General features: G+C 71.8%; 16 protein-coding genes and 2 pseudogenes. 13 read left to right on the top strand and 5 right to left on the bottom strand.

Going from position 1 to position 16,130, the window contains the following annotated elements:
* Positions 1-65: 65 nt before the first annotated feature.
* Positions 66-686, top strand: a complete 621-nt coding sequence (coaE, locus tag OG736_RS12285; protein WP_327182461.1) for a dephospho-CoA kinase — start codon at positions 66-68, stop codon at positions 684-686.
* A gap of 50 nt (positions 687-736) precedes the next feature.
* Positions 737-1,117, top strand: coding sequence for a tetratricopeptide repeat protein (locus OG736_RS12280; RefSeq protein ID WP_171396630.1), 381 nt, complete (start codon positions 737-739; stop codon positions 1,115-1,117).
* 158 nt (positions 1,118-1,275) lie between these two features.
* Here OG736_RS12280 and OG736_RS12275 read toward each other — a convergent pair whose 3' ends face one another.
* The gene (locus OG736_RS12275) at positions 1,276-1,542 is read right to left on the bottom strand and encodes a DUF6343 family protein (protein WP_327182460.1); all 267 of its coding nucleotides are present in this window, start codon (positions 1,540-1,542) and stop codon (positions 1,276-1,278) included.
* A gap of 174 nt (positions 1,543-1,716) precedes the next feature.
* Between OG736_RS12275 and OG736_RS12270 the strand changes: the two genes are divergently transcribed.
* The 3 genes from OG736_RS12270 (at position 1,717) to OG736_RS12260 (ending at position 4,027) form a co-directional block, all read left to right on the top strand.
* Complete coding sequence (locus tag OG736_RS12270) at positions 1,717-2,400, top strand: class I SAM-dependent methyltransferase (protein ID WP_327182459.1); 684 nt, start codon at positions 1,717-1,719, stop codon at positions 2,398-2,400.
* Positions 2,401-2,586: 186 nt separating this feature from the next.
* Positions 2,587-3,045, top strand: coding sequence for a DoxX family protein (locus OG736_RS12265; RefSeq protein ID WP_327182458.1), 459 nt, complete (start codon positions 2,587-2,589; stop codon positions 3,043-3,045).
* 337 nt (positions 3,046-3,382) lie between these two features.
* The gene (locus tag OG736_RS12260) at positions 3,383-4,027 is read left to right on the top strand and encodes a uracil-DNA glycosylase (RefSeq protein ID WP_442817167.1); all 645 of its coding nucleotides are present in this window, start codon (positions 3,383-3,385) and stop codon (positions 4,025-4,027) included.
* Positions 4,028-4,034: 7 nt separating this feature from the next.
* Here OG736_RS12260 and OG736_RS12255 read toward each other — a convergent pair whose 3' ends face one another.
* Together OG736_RS12255 and OG736_RS12250 are read right to left on the bottom strand one after the other, a co-directional pair.
* The gene (locus OG736_RS12255; protein WP_327182456.1) at positions 4,035-5,492 is read right to left on the bottom strand and encodes a LamG domain-containing protein; all 1,458 of its coding nucleotides are present in this window, start codon (positions 5,490-5,492) and stop codon (positions 4,035-4,037) included.
* Positions 5,493-5,549: 57 nt separating this feature from the next.
* Positions 5,550-6,248, bottom strand: a complete 699-nt coding sequence (locus OG736_RS12250) for a GntR family transcriptional regulator (RefSeq protein ID WP_327182455.1) — start codon at positions 6,246-6,248, stop codon at positions 5,550-5,552.
* Between the two features lie 153 nt (positions 6,249-6,401).
* Here OG736_RS12250 and OG736_RS12245 point away from each other — a divergent pair, with 153 nt between their 5' ends.
* Together OG736_RS12245 and OG736_RS12240 are read left to right on the top strand one after the other, a co-directional pair.
* Positions 6,402-7,880, top strand: coding sequence for an NCS1 family nucleobase:cation symporter-1 (locus OG736_RS12245; RefSeq protein ID WP_327182454.1), 1,479 nt, complete (start codon positions 6,402-6,404; stop codon positions 7,878-7,880).
* Between the two features lie 5 nt (positions 7,881-7,885).
* On the top strand, positions 7,886-8,608 hold the full coding sequence (locus OG736_RS12240; protein WP_327182453.1) for an aspartate/glutamate racemase family protein: 723 nt from the start codon (positions 7,886-7,888) through the stop codon (positions 8,606-8,608).
* 37 nt (positions 8,609-8,645) lie between these two features.
* Here the strand turns inward: OG736_RS12240 and OG736_RS12235 are convergent, their stop codons facing one another.
* Positions 8,646-8,891: a hypothetical protein gene (locus tag OG736_RS12235; protein ID WP_327182452.1), complete on the bottom strand. Its 246-nt coding sequence runs from the start codon at positions 8,889-8,891 to the stop codon at positions 8,646-8,648.
* A gap of 221 nt (positions 8,892-9,112) precedes the next feature.
* Between OG736_RS12235 and OG736_RS12230 the strand changes: the two genes are divergently transcribed.
* The 4 genes from OG736_RS12230 to OG736_RS12215 all read left to right on the top strand — a co-directional run bounded on the left by OG736_RS12230 (position 9,113) and on the right by OG736_RS12215 (position 13,565).
* Positions 9,113-9,496 (top strand): hypothetical protein, encoded by a 384-nt coding sequence (locus OG736_RS12230; protein WP_327182451.1) that lies wholly within the window; start codon positions 9,113-9,115, stop codon positions 9,494-9,496.
* A gap of 13 nt (positions 9,497-9,509) precedes the next feature.
* Positions 9,510-10,364: a nucleotidyltransferase domain-containing protein gene (locus OG736_RS12225; RefSeq protein ID WP_327182450.1), complete on the top strand. Its 855-nt coding sequence runs from the start codon at positions 9,510-9,512 to the stop codon at positions 10,362-10,364.
* A 41-nt stretch (positions 10,365-10,405) separates the two neighbouring features.
* A complete protein-coding gene (locus tag OG736_RS12220) occupies positions 10,406-11,137 on the top strand; it encodes a DUF7873 family protein (protein WP_054242961.1) in 732 nt (243 codons plus the stop codon).
* Positions 11,138-11,669: 532 nt separating this feature from the next.
* A complete protein-coding gene (locus OG736_RS12215) occupies positions 11,670-13,565 on the top strand; it encodes an FUSC family protein (RefSeq protein WP_327182449.1) in 1,896 nt (631 codons plus the stop codon).
* A 14-nt stretch (positions 13,566-13,579) separates the two neighbouring features.
* Here the strand turns inward: OG736_RS12215 and OG736_RS12210 are convergent.
* Positions 13,580-14,542, bottom strand: a pseudogene (locus tag OG736_RS12210) (endonuclease/exonuclease/phosphatase family protein).
* A 399-nt stretch (positions 14,543-14,941) separates the two neighbouring features.
* On the opposite strand from OG736_RS12210, the pseudogene OG736_RS12205 reads away from it, so the two are divergent.
* Both OG736_RS12205 and OG736_RS12200 read left to right on the top strand, forming a co-directional pair.
* Positions 14,942-15,282, top strand: a pseudogene (locus OG736_RS12205) (amidohydrolase family protein); the annotation flags it as partial.
* A gap of 80 nt (positions 15,283-15,362) precedes the next feature.
* Positions 15,363-16,010 carry a DUF899 domain-containing protein gene (locus OG736_RS12200; protein WP_327182448.1) on the top strand — a complete coding sequence of 216 codons (648 nt, stop codon included), beginning with the start codon at positions 15,363-15,365 and terminating at the stop codon, positions 16,008-16,010.
* Positions 16,011-16,130 lie beyond the last annotated feature (120 nt).

The following is a 16,130-nucleotide window of genomic DNA, read 5'->3' as shown; positions in this document are numbered from 1 at the left end:
CCGAGGGGGCGGCACACAGGGGCCTGTCGGGTGCATCGTCACCGACAGGCCCTAAGCTTCCGCTCATGCTGACAGTGGGCCTGACCGGCGGGATCGGCGCCGGCAAGAGCGAGGTGTCACGGCTGCTCGTCGAGTGCGGGGCCGTACTGATCGACGCGGACCGCATCGCACGCGAGGTCGTCGCGCCGGGCACCCCGGGACTCGCGGCGGTCGTGGACGCCTTCGGCGCGGACATCCTCGCCCCGGACGGCAGCCTCGACCGCCCCCGCCTGGGCTCGGTCGTCTTCGCCGACCCGGCGAAACTGGCGCTCCTCAACTCGATCGTGCACCCCCTGGTCGGCGCCCGCTCCCGCGAACTCGAGGCGGCCGCCCCCGAGGACGCCGTCGTCGTCCACGACGTCCCCCTCCTCACCGAGAACGCCCTCGGCTCCCTCTACGACGTCGTGGTCGTCGTCGACGTGACCCCCGAGACCCAGCTCGACCGGCTCGTCCGGCTCCGCGGCATGACGCAGGAGGACGCCCGCGCGCGGATGGCCGCACAGGCGACCCGCGACGAACGCCGGGAGATCGCCGACATCGTGATCGACAACGACGTACCGCTCGCGGAACTCCACCGGCGCGTGAAGGACGTATGGGCCGACCTCACGCACCGATCCCACGCGCCGCACGGGACCGCTCCGGAATAGCGGCCCGCGCTCCGCGCGTTGAACCCCTTGAGCAAGGGAAGGATTTTTCCGTGCCCGATACCAGCGGTTCGACCGGACGTACTCCGGAGACACACGTCATCGACTTCCGTGCCGCGGAGCATCTGCTCGCCGCGCGGGACCCGCGGGGCGCGGTGAAGTTGCTCGACGGAGTCATCGCCGCGCACCCCGAGAACACCGCCGCCCGGCTGCTGCGCGCGCGTGCCTTCTTCGCCGCCGCCCAACTACGGCCTGCCGAGCTGGAGTTCACCATCGTCCTGGAGCGCGAGCCGGACAACGCCTTCGCGCACTTCGCACTCGGCCGCACCTATGAGCGGCAGGGCCGGGGCGACCAGGCCAAGCGCCACTTCCGGCTGGCCGCGGCACTGGACCCGAACCCGCAGTACCTCAAAGCGGCACGCTTCGAGAGCTGAGAACGGCCGGCCGCCGGGCCTTCGGGATGCCGGGGCTTCGGGCCGCTGGGGCGCTGTAGCGCTGTGGCTTCGGGTTGCCGCGCCGTCGGGGCTTTCGACCTTCAGGCCCTCGGATCTCCGGGCCTGTGGATCTCCAGGTTTCCGGATATCCCCCGGCCTCAAGGGTGGCGGTGCTCGGGCGGCCGGTACGGCGGGATGTCGCGGCCCGGCTGATAGTGAGGACCCTGTCGCCGATGCCTGAGGATCATCGTCAGATCGACCGTGATCACCAGCCACAGCACCCCGCACGCGGCCGCCCACCCCGGACGCCCCACGACAGCGAACGCGGCCGTCCCGAAGATCGCCCAGGCCAGGCCCCACAGGGTCAGCCACAGACGCATCCGCAGCGCACTGCGCGCTGTCACCGGCTCACTGCCCGTACGCATCCCGATCACCGCTCCTCCCTGCAACGTACTCCCCGGTCCGGACGTTCTCCAGGGGGCCGGTGTCCTTGCCTCCGGCGTAGCTCGAACAGAAGGGCCATCCCTCGAACGGGTGAACCGCCCAGGATGGGGAACGGCCTTACGGGGACGGGCCGTTGAACGGGCATGAAGCTGGAAATGCGAGACGGACACAAGGGAACCGGTCCCGGTGCGATCACCCCGGACGGCTGCGCGGTCGAGCTCTACTCGCGCCTGCAGGTGGGGAACGAACCGGAAGTCATCGCCGAGGCGGTGCCCCCGGGCGCGCACATCCTCGAGCTGGGCAGTGGGGTCGGGCGAGTGACCCACGCCCTGCTGGAGCGCGGGTTCGCGGTCACGGCGGTGGACGAGTCCGCCGAGATGCTGGAGCGCGTCCGCGGGGCCCGCACGATATGCAGTCCCATCGAGGATCTCGCCCTGGGTGAGACGTTCGACGTGGTGATGCTCGCGTCGTTCCTCGTGCACAACGGGGACGCCGAGTTACGGCGAAGGATGCTGCGGGCCTGCGTACGGCACGTCACGAAGGGCGGCTGCGTGCTGATCCAACGGGAAGGAGAGGACTACCACTCGAACGTGCCGCGCGAGCGCGTCGACCCGAGCGGCTTCACGATCCGGATCGTCTCGACCGAGCCCGTCGGGGACGGCGTCCACTCCGTACGCGCGGAGTACGACTTCCCGGACGCCGTGTGGACCCAGACGTTCCGGTCCCGACCACTGACCAAGGACCAGTTCGAGGAGGCCCTGGCGGAGGCGGGTCTGAGAGTGGAGCGCTATCTGACGGAGGACCGGATGTGGGTGAAGGCGGTGCCGGTGACGGAGTAGAGGGGAGGGGCGGCGGTAGGACCGGAGAAGACGGAAGGGGGTGGGGCGGGAGGCGACGGCAGGAGCGGTAGTAGGGGCGGTAGGGGCGAAGGTTCGAGAAGGCCCGGCGGGTTGCGATGAGTTCGCTGACGGAGGTCGGTCTACCTCCCCGACAGCACAACGGACCGCTCACCGCAGGAGACCCTCATGTCCGAGACCACGGCTTCCCTCGCCGCCACCACTTCCGCAGCCGCTCCCCGGTCCGCCTCCGCGATCGCCCGAGGCCGCCGCGCCCGGATCGCCCTGCGAGGCTTGCAGGTGCTCCTCGCGCTCTTCTACGGGATCGCCAGCGCGCTGCCGAAGCTGATCGCGCACCCGTCGGCCGCCGACGCCTTCGACGAGATGGGCTGGGGCAGCGCGGGCATGTACACCATCGGTGCCCTGGAACTCGCCGGTGCGATCGCCCTGCTCGTTCCGGTGCTCCAGTCCGTGGCGGCGATCGCACTGGGTGCGCTGATGGTGGGCGCGTTCGTCGTCCAGGTCGTCGTCTTCGACGGCCAGAACGCGGCGACGCCGCTCATCCTGCTCGTACCGCTGGCGCTCATCGCCTGGAAGCGACGGGAGTCGAACGCGGAGCTGCTGCGGTTGGCGCGGCGAGGGGCATGACGAGAGGCGTGACGAGTCGGGAGGGCTGGGGAAGGGGGGTGGGGGGGAGGGGCCCCAGCCCTTAGCTCCCCACCCCCTCCGGACCCAGCCGGCTCGGATCGCTCCGGTGCGGTCTTACCGTGGAGACATGGACGCCTCCAAGGCCCCCTCCGACTCCGTGACCCCTCTCTCCTCACCCTCACCTTCCTCACCCTCCGCTTGCGGAGTCTCCCCCTCCGACTCCGCAGCCTCCGACTCCGTCCCCGACTCCGCAGCCTCCGCCTCCGCCCTGGTCGTGCTCGACCGGCGGGTCGGGGGCTGTCGGGCGTGTCCTCGGTTGGTGGACTGGCGTGAGGAGGTGGCCCGTACCAAGCGGGCGGCCTTCGCGGACTGGACGTACTGGGGTCGGCCCGTACCCGGCTTCGGCGCGTCGGACGCCCGGCTGCTGATCGTCGGGCTGGCCCCGGCCGCGCACGGCGGGAACCGTACGGGGCGGATGTTCACCGGGGACCGTTCCGGCGATGTGCTGTACCAGGCGTTGTATGACGTGGGGCTGGCGTCGCAGCCCACCGCAGTGTCCGTCGACGACGGGCTGGAGCTGTACGGCGTGCGGATCACGTCGCCCGTGCACTGTGCGCCGCCCGCCAACAAGCCCACCCCGGGGGAGCGGGACACCTGCCGACCCTGGCTCGTGCAGGAGTTGAGGCTGCTGCGGCCGACGTTGCGCGCGGTCGTCGTGCTCGGCGCCTTCGGTTGGCAGGCGGCGCTGCCCGCGTTCGCCCAGGCGGGCTGGACCGTGCCCCGGCCGCGGCCGGCCTTCGGGCACGGGACCCGGGTGACGCTCGACGGCCCGGACGGCCCGGACGGCTCGGGCGGTGCCGATGGCCTCGATGTCTTCGGCTGCTTCCATGTCAGTCAGCGCAACACCTTCACCGGCCGGCTCACCCCCGGGATGCTGCGCGATGTGCTGCGCACGGCCGCGGGGGCGGCGGGGCTGTCGTGAAGTCCGGTCAGACGACGCGTGCCGCGGTGACCGGCCGTGACGCGACGGGGTAGGCCTTGTCGCGGGCGGTGTTGACGCTCCAGCGGTAGCGGGAGAACTCTCCGGTGGTGCCGGCGGCGTAGAACATCATGTGGCCGATGCCGACGCCCTCGAACTGCTCCTCCGCGAGGAGGCCGACCATGCGGGTGTCGGGATACCTGGGGTAGTTGGTCAGGGTGTACACGCCGTGCGGCTCGGCCGTGCAGTCGACGACCTCGACGGCGTACTGGGTCTCGCCGGTGAAGTCGGCGACCCCGCTGAAGACGCCCTTGACCTCGCGGACCATGACGATGTGGCCGGTGTTGCCCTCGACCTGACCGCTGTAGTCCACCGCGATCAGATCGCCGGGCCGGAGGTCGGCGACCTTGCGGATCTGCTGGAAGCGCGGGCCCGCGGTGCCGTTGGCGAAGGCCTGGCGGTAGTCGGCGGCCTCGGGGATGCGGTCCTGGAAGTACTGGGCGAAGTAGGCGTCGGTGGCCCAACCGTAGGTGTGCTTCAGCACCCAGGTGACGAAGGACGAGCAGCGGGCTCGGGCGATCCAGCTCGCCAGGTCGTCGGGTGTGCCCCAGGCGACGGTCGACGGGGAGCCGATCAGGTAGACGTTGTTGAGGCGGGCCGTGCGGCCGCTGATCAGGGAGATCTCGTCGGCGCCCAGGGCGCGGCCGTAGGCGCGCACCTCGTCGACGGAGCCCTTGAAGTGGTTGACGTAGGCGCCGTTCCAGCGGGCCCGGCCTATGTTGAAGCCCTCGGGGGCGGCCCAGGACAGGGTGGCGTCGGCGGTGCCTTCCGGGACGCCGTTCACGTACAGGTGGACTCGGGTGCCGTCCCACACTCCGGTCAGGTGGGTCCACTTGCCCGGGACGGGGGCGGTGGTGGCGAGGGCGGAGATCTTGGCGCTCTGGTCCTCGGCGCGCACCTTGAACGCCCAGGCGCCGGCGGTGTCGTCGTACTGGAGCAGGAAACGGCTGCAGCCGGTGCCGTCCTGGCTGACCGCCGTGTACATGTTGGTCAGGACGGCGTCGTCGGCGAGGCGTACCCAGGCGGAGACGGTGAACGGGGCCGTGGTGTCGAGCACGGAGGCCGTGGCGGCGTAGGCCGCGTCGAGGGTCAGTTCGCCGCCGGCCCGCAGGGTGGTCCAGCTCGCGCCGGTGCCGAGGGTCAGGGGGTGGTCGTGGCCGGAGCGGTCGGCGCCGGAGCCGTCCAGCGGCCAGTGTCCGGTGAGGCCGGTGGGCAGGTAGCCGGCCGCCAGGAGGCGCTGGTACTGGACCAGCTGCTCGGCCTGGGCGAGATGGGGTGCGGCGACCGGTGTGAACGGGGTGTCCAGTGGGGCGTCGGCGGCCGCGCTCCCGGCGGAGCCGAGTACGCCGGTCACCGCTCCCGCCCCTACGAGTGCGGCTCCGCTCAGCAGTCCGCGTCTGCTCACCATGGTCGTTCTCCCCGTCCCGTTCGCCGTGTGCGCGCCTTCGGGCACCTGTCCGAAGGGTCAGGGGATTCTAGGCGGAGCATGATCGGGGGAGGGCGGTGCCTGTGGAGGGTTCGTTTCCCCGAACAGGTGCCGGACCGTGGAGCGGTAGTTGGCCTGTACGTGGTTCAGGGCGTGGGCGCGGGCGCGGGCCGGGTCGCCGGAGGCGATGGCGTCGTACAGGTCCTGGTGTTCGGTGAGGAGTTGGGGCCATTCCTCGTTGCGTCGGGTGAGCCATTGCAGGCGGCCGGCGACCGGTTCCATGACCGAGATCAGCAGGGTGTTGCCGGCCATGGTGAGGAGCCGGTCGTGGAAGCGGGTGTTGATGTCGGTGATCGCTTCGGCGTCCCCGGCGTCGGTGGCGCTCGCCGCGTTCGTCAGGAGTTCCCGTAGTTCTGCGAGGTCCTGCGGGGTGGCCCGGGCGGCGGCCAGTCCGGCCGCGTACACCTCCAACGCCTCGCGCAGCTCGAAGAGTTCCTTCACGTCGGTGGGGCTCAGTGGCCGTACGACCGTCCGGCGCGGGGTCTCGAACAGGACGAAGCCCTCGGCGACGAGTGCCCGGATGGCCTCTCGGACCGGGACCCTGGAGACGCCGAACCGTTCGGCCAGCTCGCGCTCGACGAGCCGGTCACCGGGACGCAGCCTGCCGGCGATGATCTCCTGCCGCAGGGACCCCAGGACGCGCTCGCGCACCGCTCCGAGGGGTTCGATCTTCGTCATGGGCCCATCCTCGCCGATGCGAGGGTGCTTTTACGGAGCCGTAACGGGACGGACATCGGTCGGAACGCTTGACGGCGGGACCATGTCCGCAGTTTGGTATACCAAACGGTCCGGTCAGCAGTCCTCCTCCGTCCCCTCGCCCATGGAGGCCCCGTGTCCCTCGCCGACAGCGCCGAAGCCACCGGCGCACCAGCGTTCGTCCCCGACCCCCGGCTCACCAACGAAGACCTCGCACCCGCCGAGAAGCGGAACTGGAAGGTCTTCGACCTCTTCGCCATGTGGATGTCGGACGTCCACAACCTCGGCAACTACACCTTCGCCGCCGGACTGCTGGTCCTCGGTATGAACGTGTGGCAGATCTTCACGTCCCTCCTCGTCGGCTTCGTGCTCATCTACGTCGGCATGAACTGGATGGGCCGGATCGGCCAGCGCCACGGGGTGCCCTTCCCGGTGGTCAGCCGCATCAGCTTCGGCGTCTGGGGCGCCAACATCCCCGCCCTCATCCGAGCCGTGATCGCCATCATGTGGTACGGCATCCAGACCTACCTCGCCTCCGTCGCCGTCAATGTGATGCTGCTGGCGGCCTGGCCGGGACTGGAGTCCTGGACGCACAACTCCTTCCTGGGCCTCGACGCGCTGGGCTGGCTGTCCTTCGTGTCCCTCTGGCTGGTCCAGGCGATGATCATCAGCCAGGGCATGGAGTCCGTGCGCAAGTTCCAGGACTTCTGCGGCCCGGCGATCTGGCTGGTGATGATCGCGCTGGCGGTGTGGGTGCTGTCCAAGGCGGGCTGGACCATCTCGCTCACCTCCACCCCGCACCCGGTCTCCGTGGGGGAGCAGTGGCGGCAGTGGTTCGGCGCGATCGGTCTGATCCTCGCCACCTACGGCACGCTGATGCTGAACTTCTGCGACTTCTCCCGCTTCGCGCCCGACTACCGGACGGTCCGCCGCGGCAACTTCTGGGGGCTGCCCCTCAACTCGACGGCCTTCGTGGTCGTCTCCGTGATCGTCACCGCCGGCTCGCTCGAGGTGTTCGGCGAGGCCATCACCGACCCGGCGGAGCTGGTCGCGAAGGTCGGCAACACCTGGGTGCTCGTCCTGGGCGCACTCACCTTCGCCATCGCCACCATGGGCGTCAACATCGTCGCCAACTTCGTGTCGCCGGCGTACGACCTCGCCAACGTCTGGCCGCAGAAGATCACCTTCAAGGTCGGCGGAATGATCAGCACGGTCGCGGCGCTCGTGGTCACCCCGTGGAACCTGTTCTCCAACCCCACGGTCGTCAACTACTTCCTCGGCGGCCTCGGCGCCTTCCTCGGTCCGCTGTTCGGCGTGATCATGGTCGACTACTACTGGGTCAAGCGTGGTCGTGTCGACGTGAACGAGCTGTTCGACGCCACCCCCGGCTCCCGCTACTACTACCGCAAGGGCGTCAACCCGAAGGCGCTGTGGGCGTTCCTTCCCTCGGCGGCGGTCGCGGCGGTGCTCGCGCTGGTGAAGACCTTCAGCGATGTGGCGCCGTACTCCTGGTTCATCGGGACGGCCCTGGGGGCCGGACTGTACGTGCTGCTGTGCCGAGTCGAGCGGGCCGCCGGGTCCGCGGCCGTCACCGAGAAGCCCGTGGAGGTCTGAGGAGCGTGCGGAACGTACGGATCGTCGTCACCAACTGCAACACCACGCAGGAGATGACCGAGGAGATCGTGCGAGGTGCCCGGGCCGCGGCAGGCCCGGGCACCACCGTGACCGGACTGACCCCGGCCTGGGGGCCCGAGTCGGCGGAGGGCTGGCTCGACAGCTTCCTCTCCGCCGCGGCGGTCATGGACGCGCTGCGGACCTACGACGGGGCGCCCTACGACGCCGTCGTCATGGCCGGCTTCGGTGAGCACGGGCGGGAGGGCGTACGGGAGTTGGTGGACGTGCCCGTCGTCGACATCACCGAGGCCGCGGCGCATCTGGCGTGTCTGCTGGGGCGCCGGTACGGGGTGGTGACCACGCTGGAGCGGTCCTGCGGCCAGATCGAGGACAGCCTGGAGCTGGCCGGGGTGGGCCGCAACTGCGCCGCCGTCGTGGGCACCGGGCTCGGCGTCCTCGATCTGGGCGATCGCGACCGCACCGAGGCGGCCTTCCTGGCGGCTGCCGAGCGGGTCCGGGCGGCGGGGGCCGAGGTGCTGGTCCTGGGGTGTGCCGGGATGACGGGACTGGAGCGGATGGTGGGGGACAAGCTGGGCCTTCCCGTCGTCGACGGGGTGGGCGCGGCGGTGAAGCTGGCCGAAGGGCTGGTCGGGCTGGGGCTGACGACCAGCCGGGCGGGGAGTCTCGCGAAGCCGGTGGCGAAGCGGAGGGTGTGGGGGGCCGGGTAGCAGGGCGGCGGGGCTCCCGGGGCGGCGAGGCCGTGGATCACGGGGACTCCTCGGGGCCGCGTATTCGTGGGGCGCACTCGGTCCGGAACTCCTCGCTGTGCTCGGCCGCTTCGACCCGCTCGACGCGGTAGAGGCGCAGTTGCGGCGCGGCCCGGGCGCGGGGATCGATGCCGAGCCGGTCCGGCGGCCCGAGCAGCCGGAGCACCAGCGGGCCCGTCCACCCCCGCATCCGCAGTCCGGCCAGTGACACGTAATGCCGCCCGTCCTCCCCGTACCTCACCAAGGCCCGCTCCCCCCGCCGCACTCCGGTCGTGACGCTCTGTCACGACACCTCCCATTGAAGCGCGCCCCACTGACAATCGCCGTGCGGCGGATAACCGTTGGACAACCCCGAGCCGTACTCGCCACGCTGCTGCCCATGCGGAGCAAGCACTTGGGCCGATTCACGGCGGCGGACTTCTCAGTGCCTCGCCGGAGATTCCGGCGGGCCCCAGGAGGTCTGCCATGTCCCGTACCGTCCATCACGTCCGTCTGCGGCACCGCGTCCGGCCCGATGACCGGCCGTCGCAGCACTGGGGCTGGAGCACCGGCCACCGTCTCGGTGAACTGCGGTACAGCGAAGAGGAGCTGGCACGGGCACGGCGCGAGCGGCGTCGGCCAATACCCGTTCCGCTGGTGCGCGCCTTCCGGTCCTACACCTTTCCCCGGTCCCTGAACGCGCGGATCGACGGCCCGTACGAGTCCCGTGCGCGTGCCGCGCTGTCCGTGTTCCGCTCGTCCGCCCGCAACCGGCTCCGCGCCGCCCCGACGGGCGCGCTGCTCTCCGTGGCCGAGGAGCTGGATCACCCGCCGACCCGCCACCGTCACCAGGACGTGTGGGACTGCTGATCGGAACCCGCTCATGCCCCCAGCCTCCGCCTCCCCAGCCTCCGGCTCCTCCAACTCCGCTCCCACGCACTCCGGTTCCACCATTTCCGCCGCTTCCTCCGGCTCCCCTTCGCCCTCCGGCGACGACCGGGACTTTCTCGGCGAGGTCACTCTCCGCCTCGCAAGCCTTCCGAACGTCCGCGCGGTCGCCCTCGGTGGTTCCCGTGCCCAGGGCACCCACCGGCCCGACAGCGACTGGGACCTGGCCGTCTACTACCGGGGTTCCTTCGAGCCGGCCGGCCTGCGGGCGCTCGGCTGGGAGGGGGAGGTGTCGGAGCTGGGCGGCTGGGGCGGCGGGGTGTTCAACGGGGGTGCCTGGCTGACGATCGAGGGGCGGCGGGTCGATGTGCACTACCGGGATCTCGACGTCGTCGAGCACGAGTGGGCGGAGGCGGCCGAGGGGCGGTTCAGGGTGGAGCCGTTGTTGTTCCATCTCGCGGGGATCCCGAGTTATCTCGTGGTCGCCGAGCTGGCGATCAACGAGGTGCTCAGCGGTGAACTCCCGCGCCCGGACGGCTATCCGGACAGGCTGCGCCGGACGGCGGGCGAGCGCTGGCACGGGACGGCCCGCGCGACCCTCGCCTACGCCCTGGCCAACCACGCCCCGGCAGGCCGTCTCGCGGAGGTCGCCGGCGCTCTCGTCACCTCCGCGGTGCAGGCGGGCCACGGTGTGCTGGCGGCGCGGGGGGAGTGGGTGACGAACGAGAAGCGGTTGCTGGAGAGGGCCGGACTGCGGGGTGTCGACGGCATCGTCGCGGGACTGTGCGGGTCCGGTCCCGGCGAGCTGGAAGAGGCGTTGGCAAGGGCCGGCCGTCTCTTCGGTCAATAATCCTTTGGGGTGATCGTGTCGGAGCCGCTACCGTCCTCGTCGTGGCGAAACTCAATCAGATCATCGCAGTCGAGAAGGGCATCAAGTCCAAGGCCCACCAGGACCTGAGCACGGCCCAGCACGGACTGCAGAAGCCCGCGCTGCTGGCCGGTATCTCGCGGACCTACCAGCCCAAGGACGAGGAGGGCGAGCAGCTGCCGCCCGAGTCGACACGGGTGCAGGTGAAGGCCGAGGACGTGCTGCGGGAGACCGCGGCCACGCTGACCCGGCTGTTCGACGTGACCGCCACGAAGGACTGGGCCAACTGCACCGCCCGCGCCGACGTGAAGGTCGACGGCCGGGTGCTCGTCGCCGAGGTACCTGTGTCCTACCTGCTCTTCCTCGAGAAGCAGCTCGTCGACCTGACCGCCTTCGTGCGCAGGCTGCCCGTGCTCGACGCCTCCGAGTCCTGGGCGCAGGACCCGTCCACCGACGCGTGGAAGACCGAGCCGGTGCGGACGCTGCGCACCAAGAAGGTGCCGCGCAACCATGTGAAGGCGGAGGCGACCGACAAGCACCCGGCGCAGGTCGAGGTGTACTACGAGGACGTGCCGGTCGGGTACTGGACGACCGTGAAGTTCTCCGGAGCCCTGCCCGCCCGCCGGGTCAACGAACTCCTGGCGCGCCTGGAGAAGGTGCAGCAGGCGGTGAAGTTCGCCCGGGAGGAGGCGAACGGCTCCGACGTCGTCGACCAGCGGGTCGGTGACGCCGTGTTCGGCTATCTGTTCGGGTAGCCTTCGAGACTCCCCGGTCCTTCGTGACCGGGGTGCGCGAGGAGCGCAAGCTGAACCTGAAGCTTGTCGTGACGAGCGAACCGTACCCGCCGAGCAATTCAGGGACGGATCGCGATGAATCTCAGACTCTTGCTCCAGACTCAGCATTCGCCGCCGATCGCCGGAGCGACCGGGCCCAGGCCCCCGGACGTCGAATTGCCGGTTCAAGTCCGGCCCGCGCAGCTCGATGCGCGGTGGTCCAAAGGCAGGACGCGACGACATCACGACTGACCTGGGTCCTCAAGTGCGCCGGTGTGCGACATGGGCGGCTCCACAGGGGCCGGGGGCAGGCTACGCCCCCGGCCCCGCTCCCGTTTTCGGCCTTGCGTTCATAAAGAACGCGGGATTCGGGCCAGGCGTCACCTCGCCGAAACGAAACCGCCCCCACCTCTGCCGGACCGCCCCGTACCGTGGACACCACAGCTCACAGCTGACCAGCCCCGGCCACCGTCGCCCGAAGGCACACCCCCGCCCTCGCCCCGACAGGAGCTCCGTGTCCCCGCGCCCGCACCTTCCCGCTCGCGCATTCCGCCCGCTCGCCGCTCTTCCGCCCTGGCTCGCCCATGCCCTGCGCGCCCAGCGCGGACCCGTCCCGTGGAGCGCGGTCACGCGCGGGGCGCTGGCCGCCGGGCCGCTGCTCCTCGTGTCCGTCCTCGTCGACCGGACCGCTCTCGGGGTGGTCGCCGCCATCGCCGCGATGCTCGCCGGGATCAACGACCGGCCCGGCAGCAGGCGGACCGCCGTGAAGCGGCTCGGGGCGCCCGCCCTCGTGGGCGCGGGAGGGCTGCTCGTCGGGACCTACGTCGGGGATCACGTCGGGGCCGTCGCGCTGACGGCCGTCCTCACCGGGCTCGGGCTTCTCGCCGGCGGGATGAGCGCCATCGGGCCGGTGGCGTCCGGCGGCGGCACACAGCTGCTCGTCGCCTCGGCGATCGGGGCCGGGATGCCGGTCGCGGAGCCCGGCTGGGCGCGCGCCCTCGCCTTCCTCGCCGGGGCAGGATGGCTGCTCGCGCTGCGGCTCGTCCTGCCCACGCCCGGCGCGATGACCGGCGACTTCCGGTTCGACGGCGAACGGGACGCGGTGGCCCGCGTGTACGACGCCGTCGCGGACCTGCTCGACGCGACGGGGACCGAGCACGCCACCGCCCGCCGCGCCGCGCTCACCGCGGCCCTCGACCACGCCCAGGACGCCCTCGCCGGACCGCGGCTGCGGCGTTACGCCAGCTCCTCCTCCGAACGGCGGCTGCACGCCCAGTTCGCCGCCGCCCTGCCCCTCGCCGAGGCCGCGACCGCCCTCGCCTGGGCCGCCGAGCCCTTGTCCGAACGGGCCTCGGCCGGGCCCCGACGGCTCGCCGCCGCCGTCCGCGAGAACACCCACACCGGGCCGCTGCCCGCGCCCGCCCGGTCCGCCCCCGCGCTGCGCGCCCTCGACGACGCCCTGCTGCATGCCGCCGACGCCTTCGACCAGGGCGGCGGCGGTGACCTGCACGCCCGCCGGCACGGCGTGCGGAACCTGCTGCGCACCGGGTTCGGCGCGGGCGGCCGCGAGTACGGGCTGCGGGTCGCGCTCTCCTTCGGGGCCAGTGCCGCCGTCGCGCAGGCCCTCTACCACTCCCAGTGGTACGGCCGGCACACCCACTGGTACTGGCTGCCCGCCACGGCCGTCTTCCTGGTCAAGCCCGACCTCGGGCCCCTGGTGTCGCGGGTGCTGTGCCGGGCCGCGGGGACCGTGCTCGGGGCGCTGCTCTTCGCCGGATTCGCCGCCGTGCTGCCCCGGCCGGAGGGGCTGGTGGCGCTGGTCGCCCTGTGCGGAGCGCTCATCCCCGTGTCCACCCGGCACTTCGCCGCCCAGACGGCCGTCGTCACCGTCCTCGTGCTGTCGCTGGTGATGGTCGGCGGAGAGCCCCAGGCATCCGCCGGCCGGATCGTCGAAACCCTGCTGGCCTGCGGGATCGTCCTGATCGTCGGGCATCTGCCGATGCCGGGGAGGCGTGGCGGCCAGGTCCGTGCCCGGCTCGCCGCCGCCGTGCGCGCCGCGGACGCCTATCTCACCCATGTGCTCGACGGCTCCGACGACCGCGCCGCCCGCTGGGCCCTGCGCCGTGAGGCCTACCGCGCGCTCGCCGAGGCCCGCACCGCCATCGCCCTCGCCGCCCACGAACTGCCCGCCCTCGCCCGGCACACGGAGGGCACGGACGAGGTCGCCGCCGTCCTCGAACGGCTCGTCGACACGACCACCGCCTGCGCCGTCCACCTCGACGACACCGGACGGCTCACCGCACGGCACCGGGAGCGGCTCGCCGAACTCCTCGACGAACTCGCGGCGGGGCGGGACCGGGTGGGGCTGCGGGCGCCCGTGCCGGATCTGCCGGTGCCTGTAGCCGGGTAGCGCTGCCCCGCGCGTCAGTCGATCCGCACCCACACCGGCGCGTGGTCCGACCCCGGTTCGTTCCTGCGTGCCGCCGGATCGAGCCCCACCGACGGGAGCCGCAGCTCCTCCCGCGACCCCGTTCCCGCATCCGTGCCCGTGCCCGCCGACGTCAGCCGGTGGACCAGGCGGTGGCTCGTCAGTACGTGGTCGATCAGCTCGCGGCGACCGGAGTTGATCCGCGAGTAGCGGCGCTCGGCGGGGATGAGCGGGGCCACGTTCCACAGGCGGGCCGCGTCGCCCTGGTCGGGCGTCTCGAACCCGCGTGTGCCGAGCTCCGAGCCGGGCGGGCCGAGCAGGATCTGCGTGGTCGCCGCCTGGACCTCGTCGTTCAGGTCGCCCAGCACCGCCACATCCCGCTCGCGGCCGTCGCCGGCCAGGAGATCGTCGGCCAGGGCGCGCAGCGCCGTCGCCTCGGCGGCCCGCCGGTAGAGGGCGTAGGCGCCGTAGCGGGCCCGTTCGCCCTCGTCGCGCGGGAAGAAACGATCACCCGGGTACGACAGCAGCTTCGACTTCAGATGGGCCACCGCCACCCGCAGCGGCCCGGCCGGCGTGACCGTCTACACCGCGAGGAAGCCACGGCCGGACCCGTCCGAGGTGGCCCCCGAGTCGTCCGCCTGCACGGGTCGCAGTCTCGCCGGGTACGCGCGCGTGTCGGCCAGTACCTCCAGGGGCGTACGGCTGATCACGCCGACCCGGATGCCCCGGCCGTCGGGGTGCGCGGACAGCGCCGCGTACCAGGTGCCGCCCACCGTCTCCAGCAGGTCCGCCAGCGCCTCGGGCTCGCCGACCTCCTGGACGCCGAGCACGTCCGGGTCGAGCGCGGTGACGACGGCGGCGAGCGCGGCGAGCTTCGCCTCGTAGGCGGCCTTGTCCTTCGGGCCGAACGGCCCTCCGGGCCGGTACAGGTTCTCGAGGTTCCAGGTGCCGAGGAGCATGCGGGCTCCCTCCAGGAAGTGTCGTGGCGCCAGGGTGCCCGCCCGCCGGGGCCGGCGACAGGTTCGGGACAAGATGCGCGCCACGGCTCACTCGCGGGCACGACCCCGTCGTACGTTGACGCGATGACGCCTTCTCCGCCGCCCTCCCCGGAGCCCCGGCCTCCGGAGCCCCCGGAGCCTGCCCGTACCGCCGATCTCGTCATCACCGGCTGCACCGTCCCACGCACGACGCGGAGGAACGCGTCATGTTCCGGGAGGACGCCGCGATCGTCGTCCGGGGCGGGGCCGTGGACGAGGTGACGAGCAGCGCCGAGGCGGCCGGGCTGTCCGCCCGCGAGCGCATCGACGCGCGCGGTCAGGTCGCGCTGTCCGGGCTCGTCAACTGCCGTACGCACGCGCCGATGGTCGCCCTGCCAGGCCCTCCACCACGCCACCCTCCAGAGCGCGCGGGCCGTCGGACTCGACGACCGGATCGGCCGCATCGCCCCCGGCCGGCGCGCCGACATCATCCTCGTCGACCTCACCGGGCCGCACACCCAGCCCGTCCACGACCTCGCCGCCACCCTCGGGCACAGCGCCCGCTCCTCCGACGTGCGCACCACGATCGTCGACGGACGCGACCTGATGCGCGACCGCGAGCTGCTGACGATCGACGTACCGGAGGTCGTACGGGAGCTCGGGCGGCGGATGCCCTCCTCGACCGCAGCCACGGCAGACGCGTTCAGGAGTACGACACCTGAAATACGTTCCGCGCCGGCGATGAGTTGCGTGCCGCGCGCGGGTCACCCCTCCGACGGACCGTCGCACAGGAGGGGCAGCCATGGCGCATCCGGAGCTCCCGGAGATCGTCTCGCGCGAGGAGTGGCGCGCCGCGCGCGAAGAACTGCTGGCCAAGGAGGAGGCGATGACCCGCGCGCGGGACGCGCTGGGCGCCGAGCGGCGTGCGCTGCCCATGGTCGAGGTCGGCAAGGAGTACGTCTTCGAGGGCGGTGGCGGCAAGGCCCGGCTCCTCGACCTCTTCGGCGGCCGCCGGCAACTCGTCGTCCACCACTTCATGTTCGCCCCCGAGTGGCGGGCCGGCTGCCGCTGCTGCGCGGCCTTCCTCGACCAGGTCGGTCAGCTCGCGCACCTGAACGCCTGCGGCACCTCGTTCGCCGTGGTGTCCAGGGCGCCGTTCACGAGGATCCTGCCGTTCAAGGCGCGCATGGGCTGGACGGTGCCCTGGTACTCCTCGTACGACGACGACTTCAACGCCGACTTCGAGGCGACGGTGGGGCAGCCCGGCGGCTTCGCCGAGCGGCCCGGGGTCAGCTGCTTCCTCCGGGAGGGCGAGCGGGTCTTCCACACGTACTCGGTCTTCGACCGCGAGCTCGACCGGCTCGGCCCGGCGATGAGCTTCCTGGACCTGACGGCGCTGGGGCCGCCGAGCGGTGCGCGGGTCCGCTACCACGACGAGTACGAGTTCTGACACGGAGCGTGTCCGAGATGTTCGTAAGGTGACCGGATTCTCACACTCGGCGTTGAAGGCGTGTCAACTACGTCTCAGTCCCGCAACCAGTCGAGGCCTACTCCATCCCCAGAGCGTTAA

Origin of the sequence: Streptomyces sp. NBC_01334 (assembly GCF_035983595.1) — a bacterium.
GTDB classification, from domain to species: Bacteria; Actinomycetota; Actinomycetes; order Streptomycetales; family Streptomycetaceae; genus Streptomyces; species Streptomyces coriariae.
The sequence above is the reverse complement of the archived record's forward strand: the minus strand, read 5'-3'. Positions and strand labels throughout refer to the sequence as shown.

What these genes read in the sequence shown, in the direction of transcription:
- coaE (WP_327182461.1), top strand. Translation starts at nt 66, where the DNA reads ATGCTGACAGTGGGCCTGACCGGCGGGATCGGCGCCGGCAAGAGCGAG.
- OG736_RS12275 (WP_327182460.1), bottom strand. Translation starts at nt 1,542, where the DNA reads ATGCGTACGGGCAGTGAGCCGGTGACAGCGCGCAGTGCGCTGCGGATG.
- OG736_RS12270 (WP_327182459.1), top strand. Translation starts at nt 1,717, where the DNA reads ATGCGAGACGGACACAAGGGAACCGGTCCCGGTGCGATCACCCCGGAC.
- OG736_RS12265 (WP_327182458.1), top strand. Translation starts at nt 2,587, where the DNA reads ATGTCCGAGACCACGGCTTCCCTCGCCGCCACCACTTCCGCAGCCGCT.
- OG736_RS12255 (WP_327182456.1), bottom strand. Translation starts at nt 5,492, where the DNA reads ATGGTGAGCAGACGCGGACTGCTGAGCGGAGCCGCACTCGTAGGGGCG.
- OG736_RS12250 (WP_327182455.1), bottom strand. Translation starts at nt 6,248, where the DNA reads ATGACGAAGATCGAACCCCTCGGAGCGGTGCGCGAGCGCGTCCTGGGG.
- OG736_RS12230 (WP_327182451.1), top strand. Translation starts at nt 9,113, where the DNA reads ATGTCCCGTACCGTCCATCACGTCCGTCTGCGGCACCGCGTCCGGCCC.
- OG736_RS12225 (WP_327182450.1), top strand. Translation starts at nt 9,510, where the DNA reads ATGCCCCCAGCCTCCGCCTCCCCAGCCTCCGGCTCCTCCAACTCCGCT.
- OG736_RS12200 (WP_327182448.1), top strand. Translation starts at nt 15,363, where the DNA reads ATGGCGCATCCGGAGCTCCCGGAGATCGTCTCGCGCGAGGAGTGGCGC.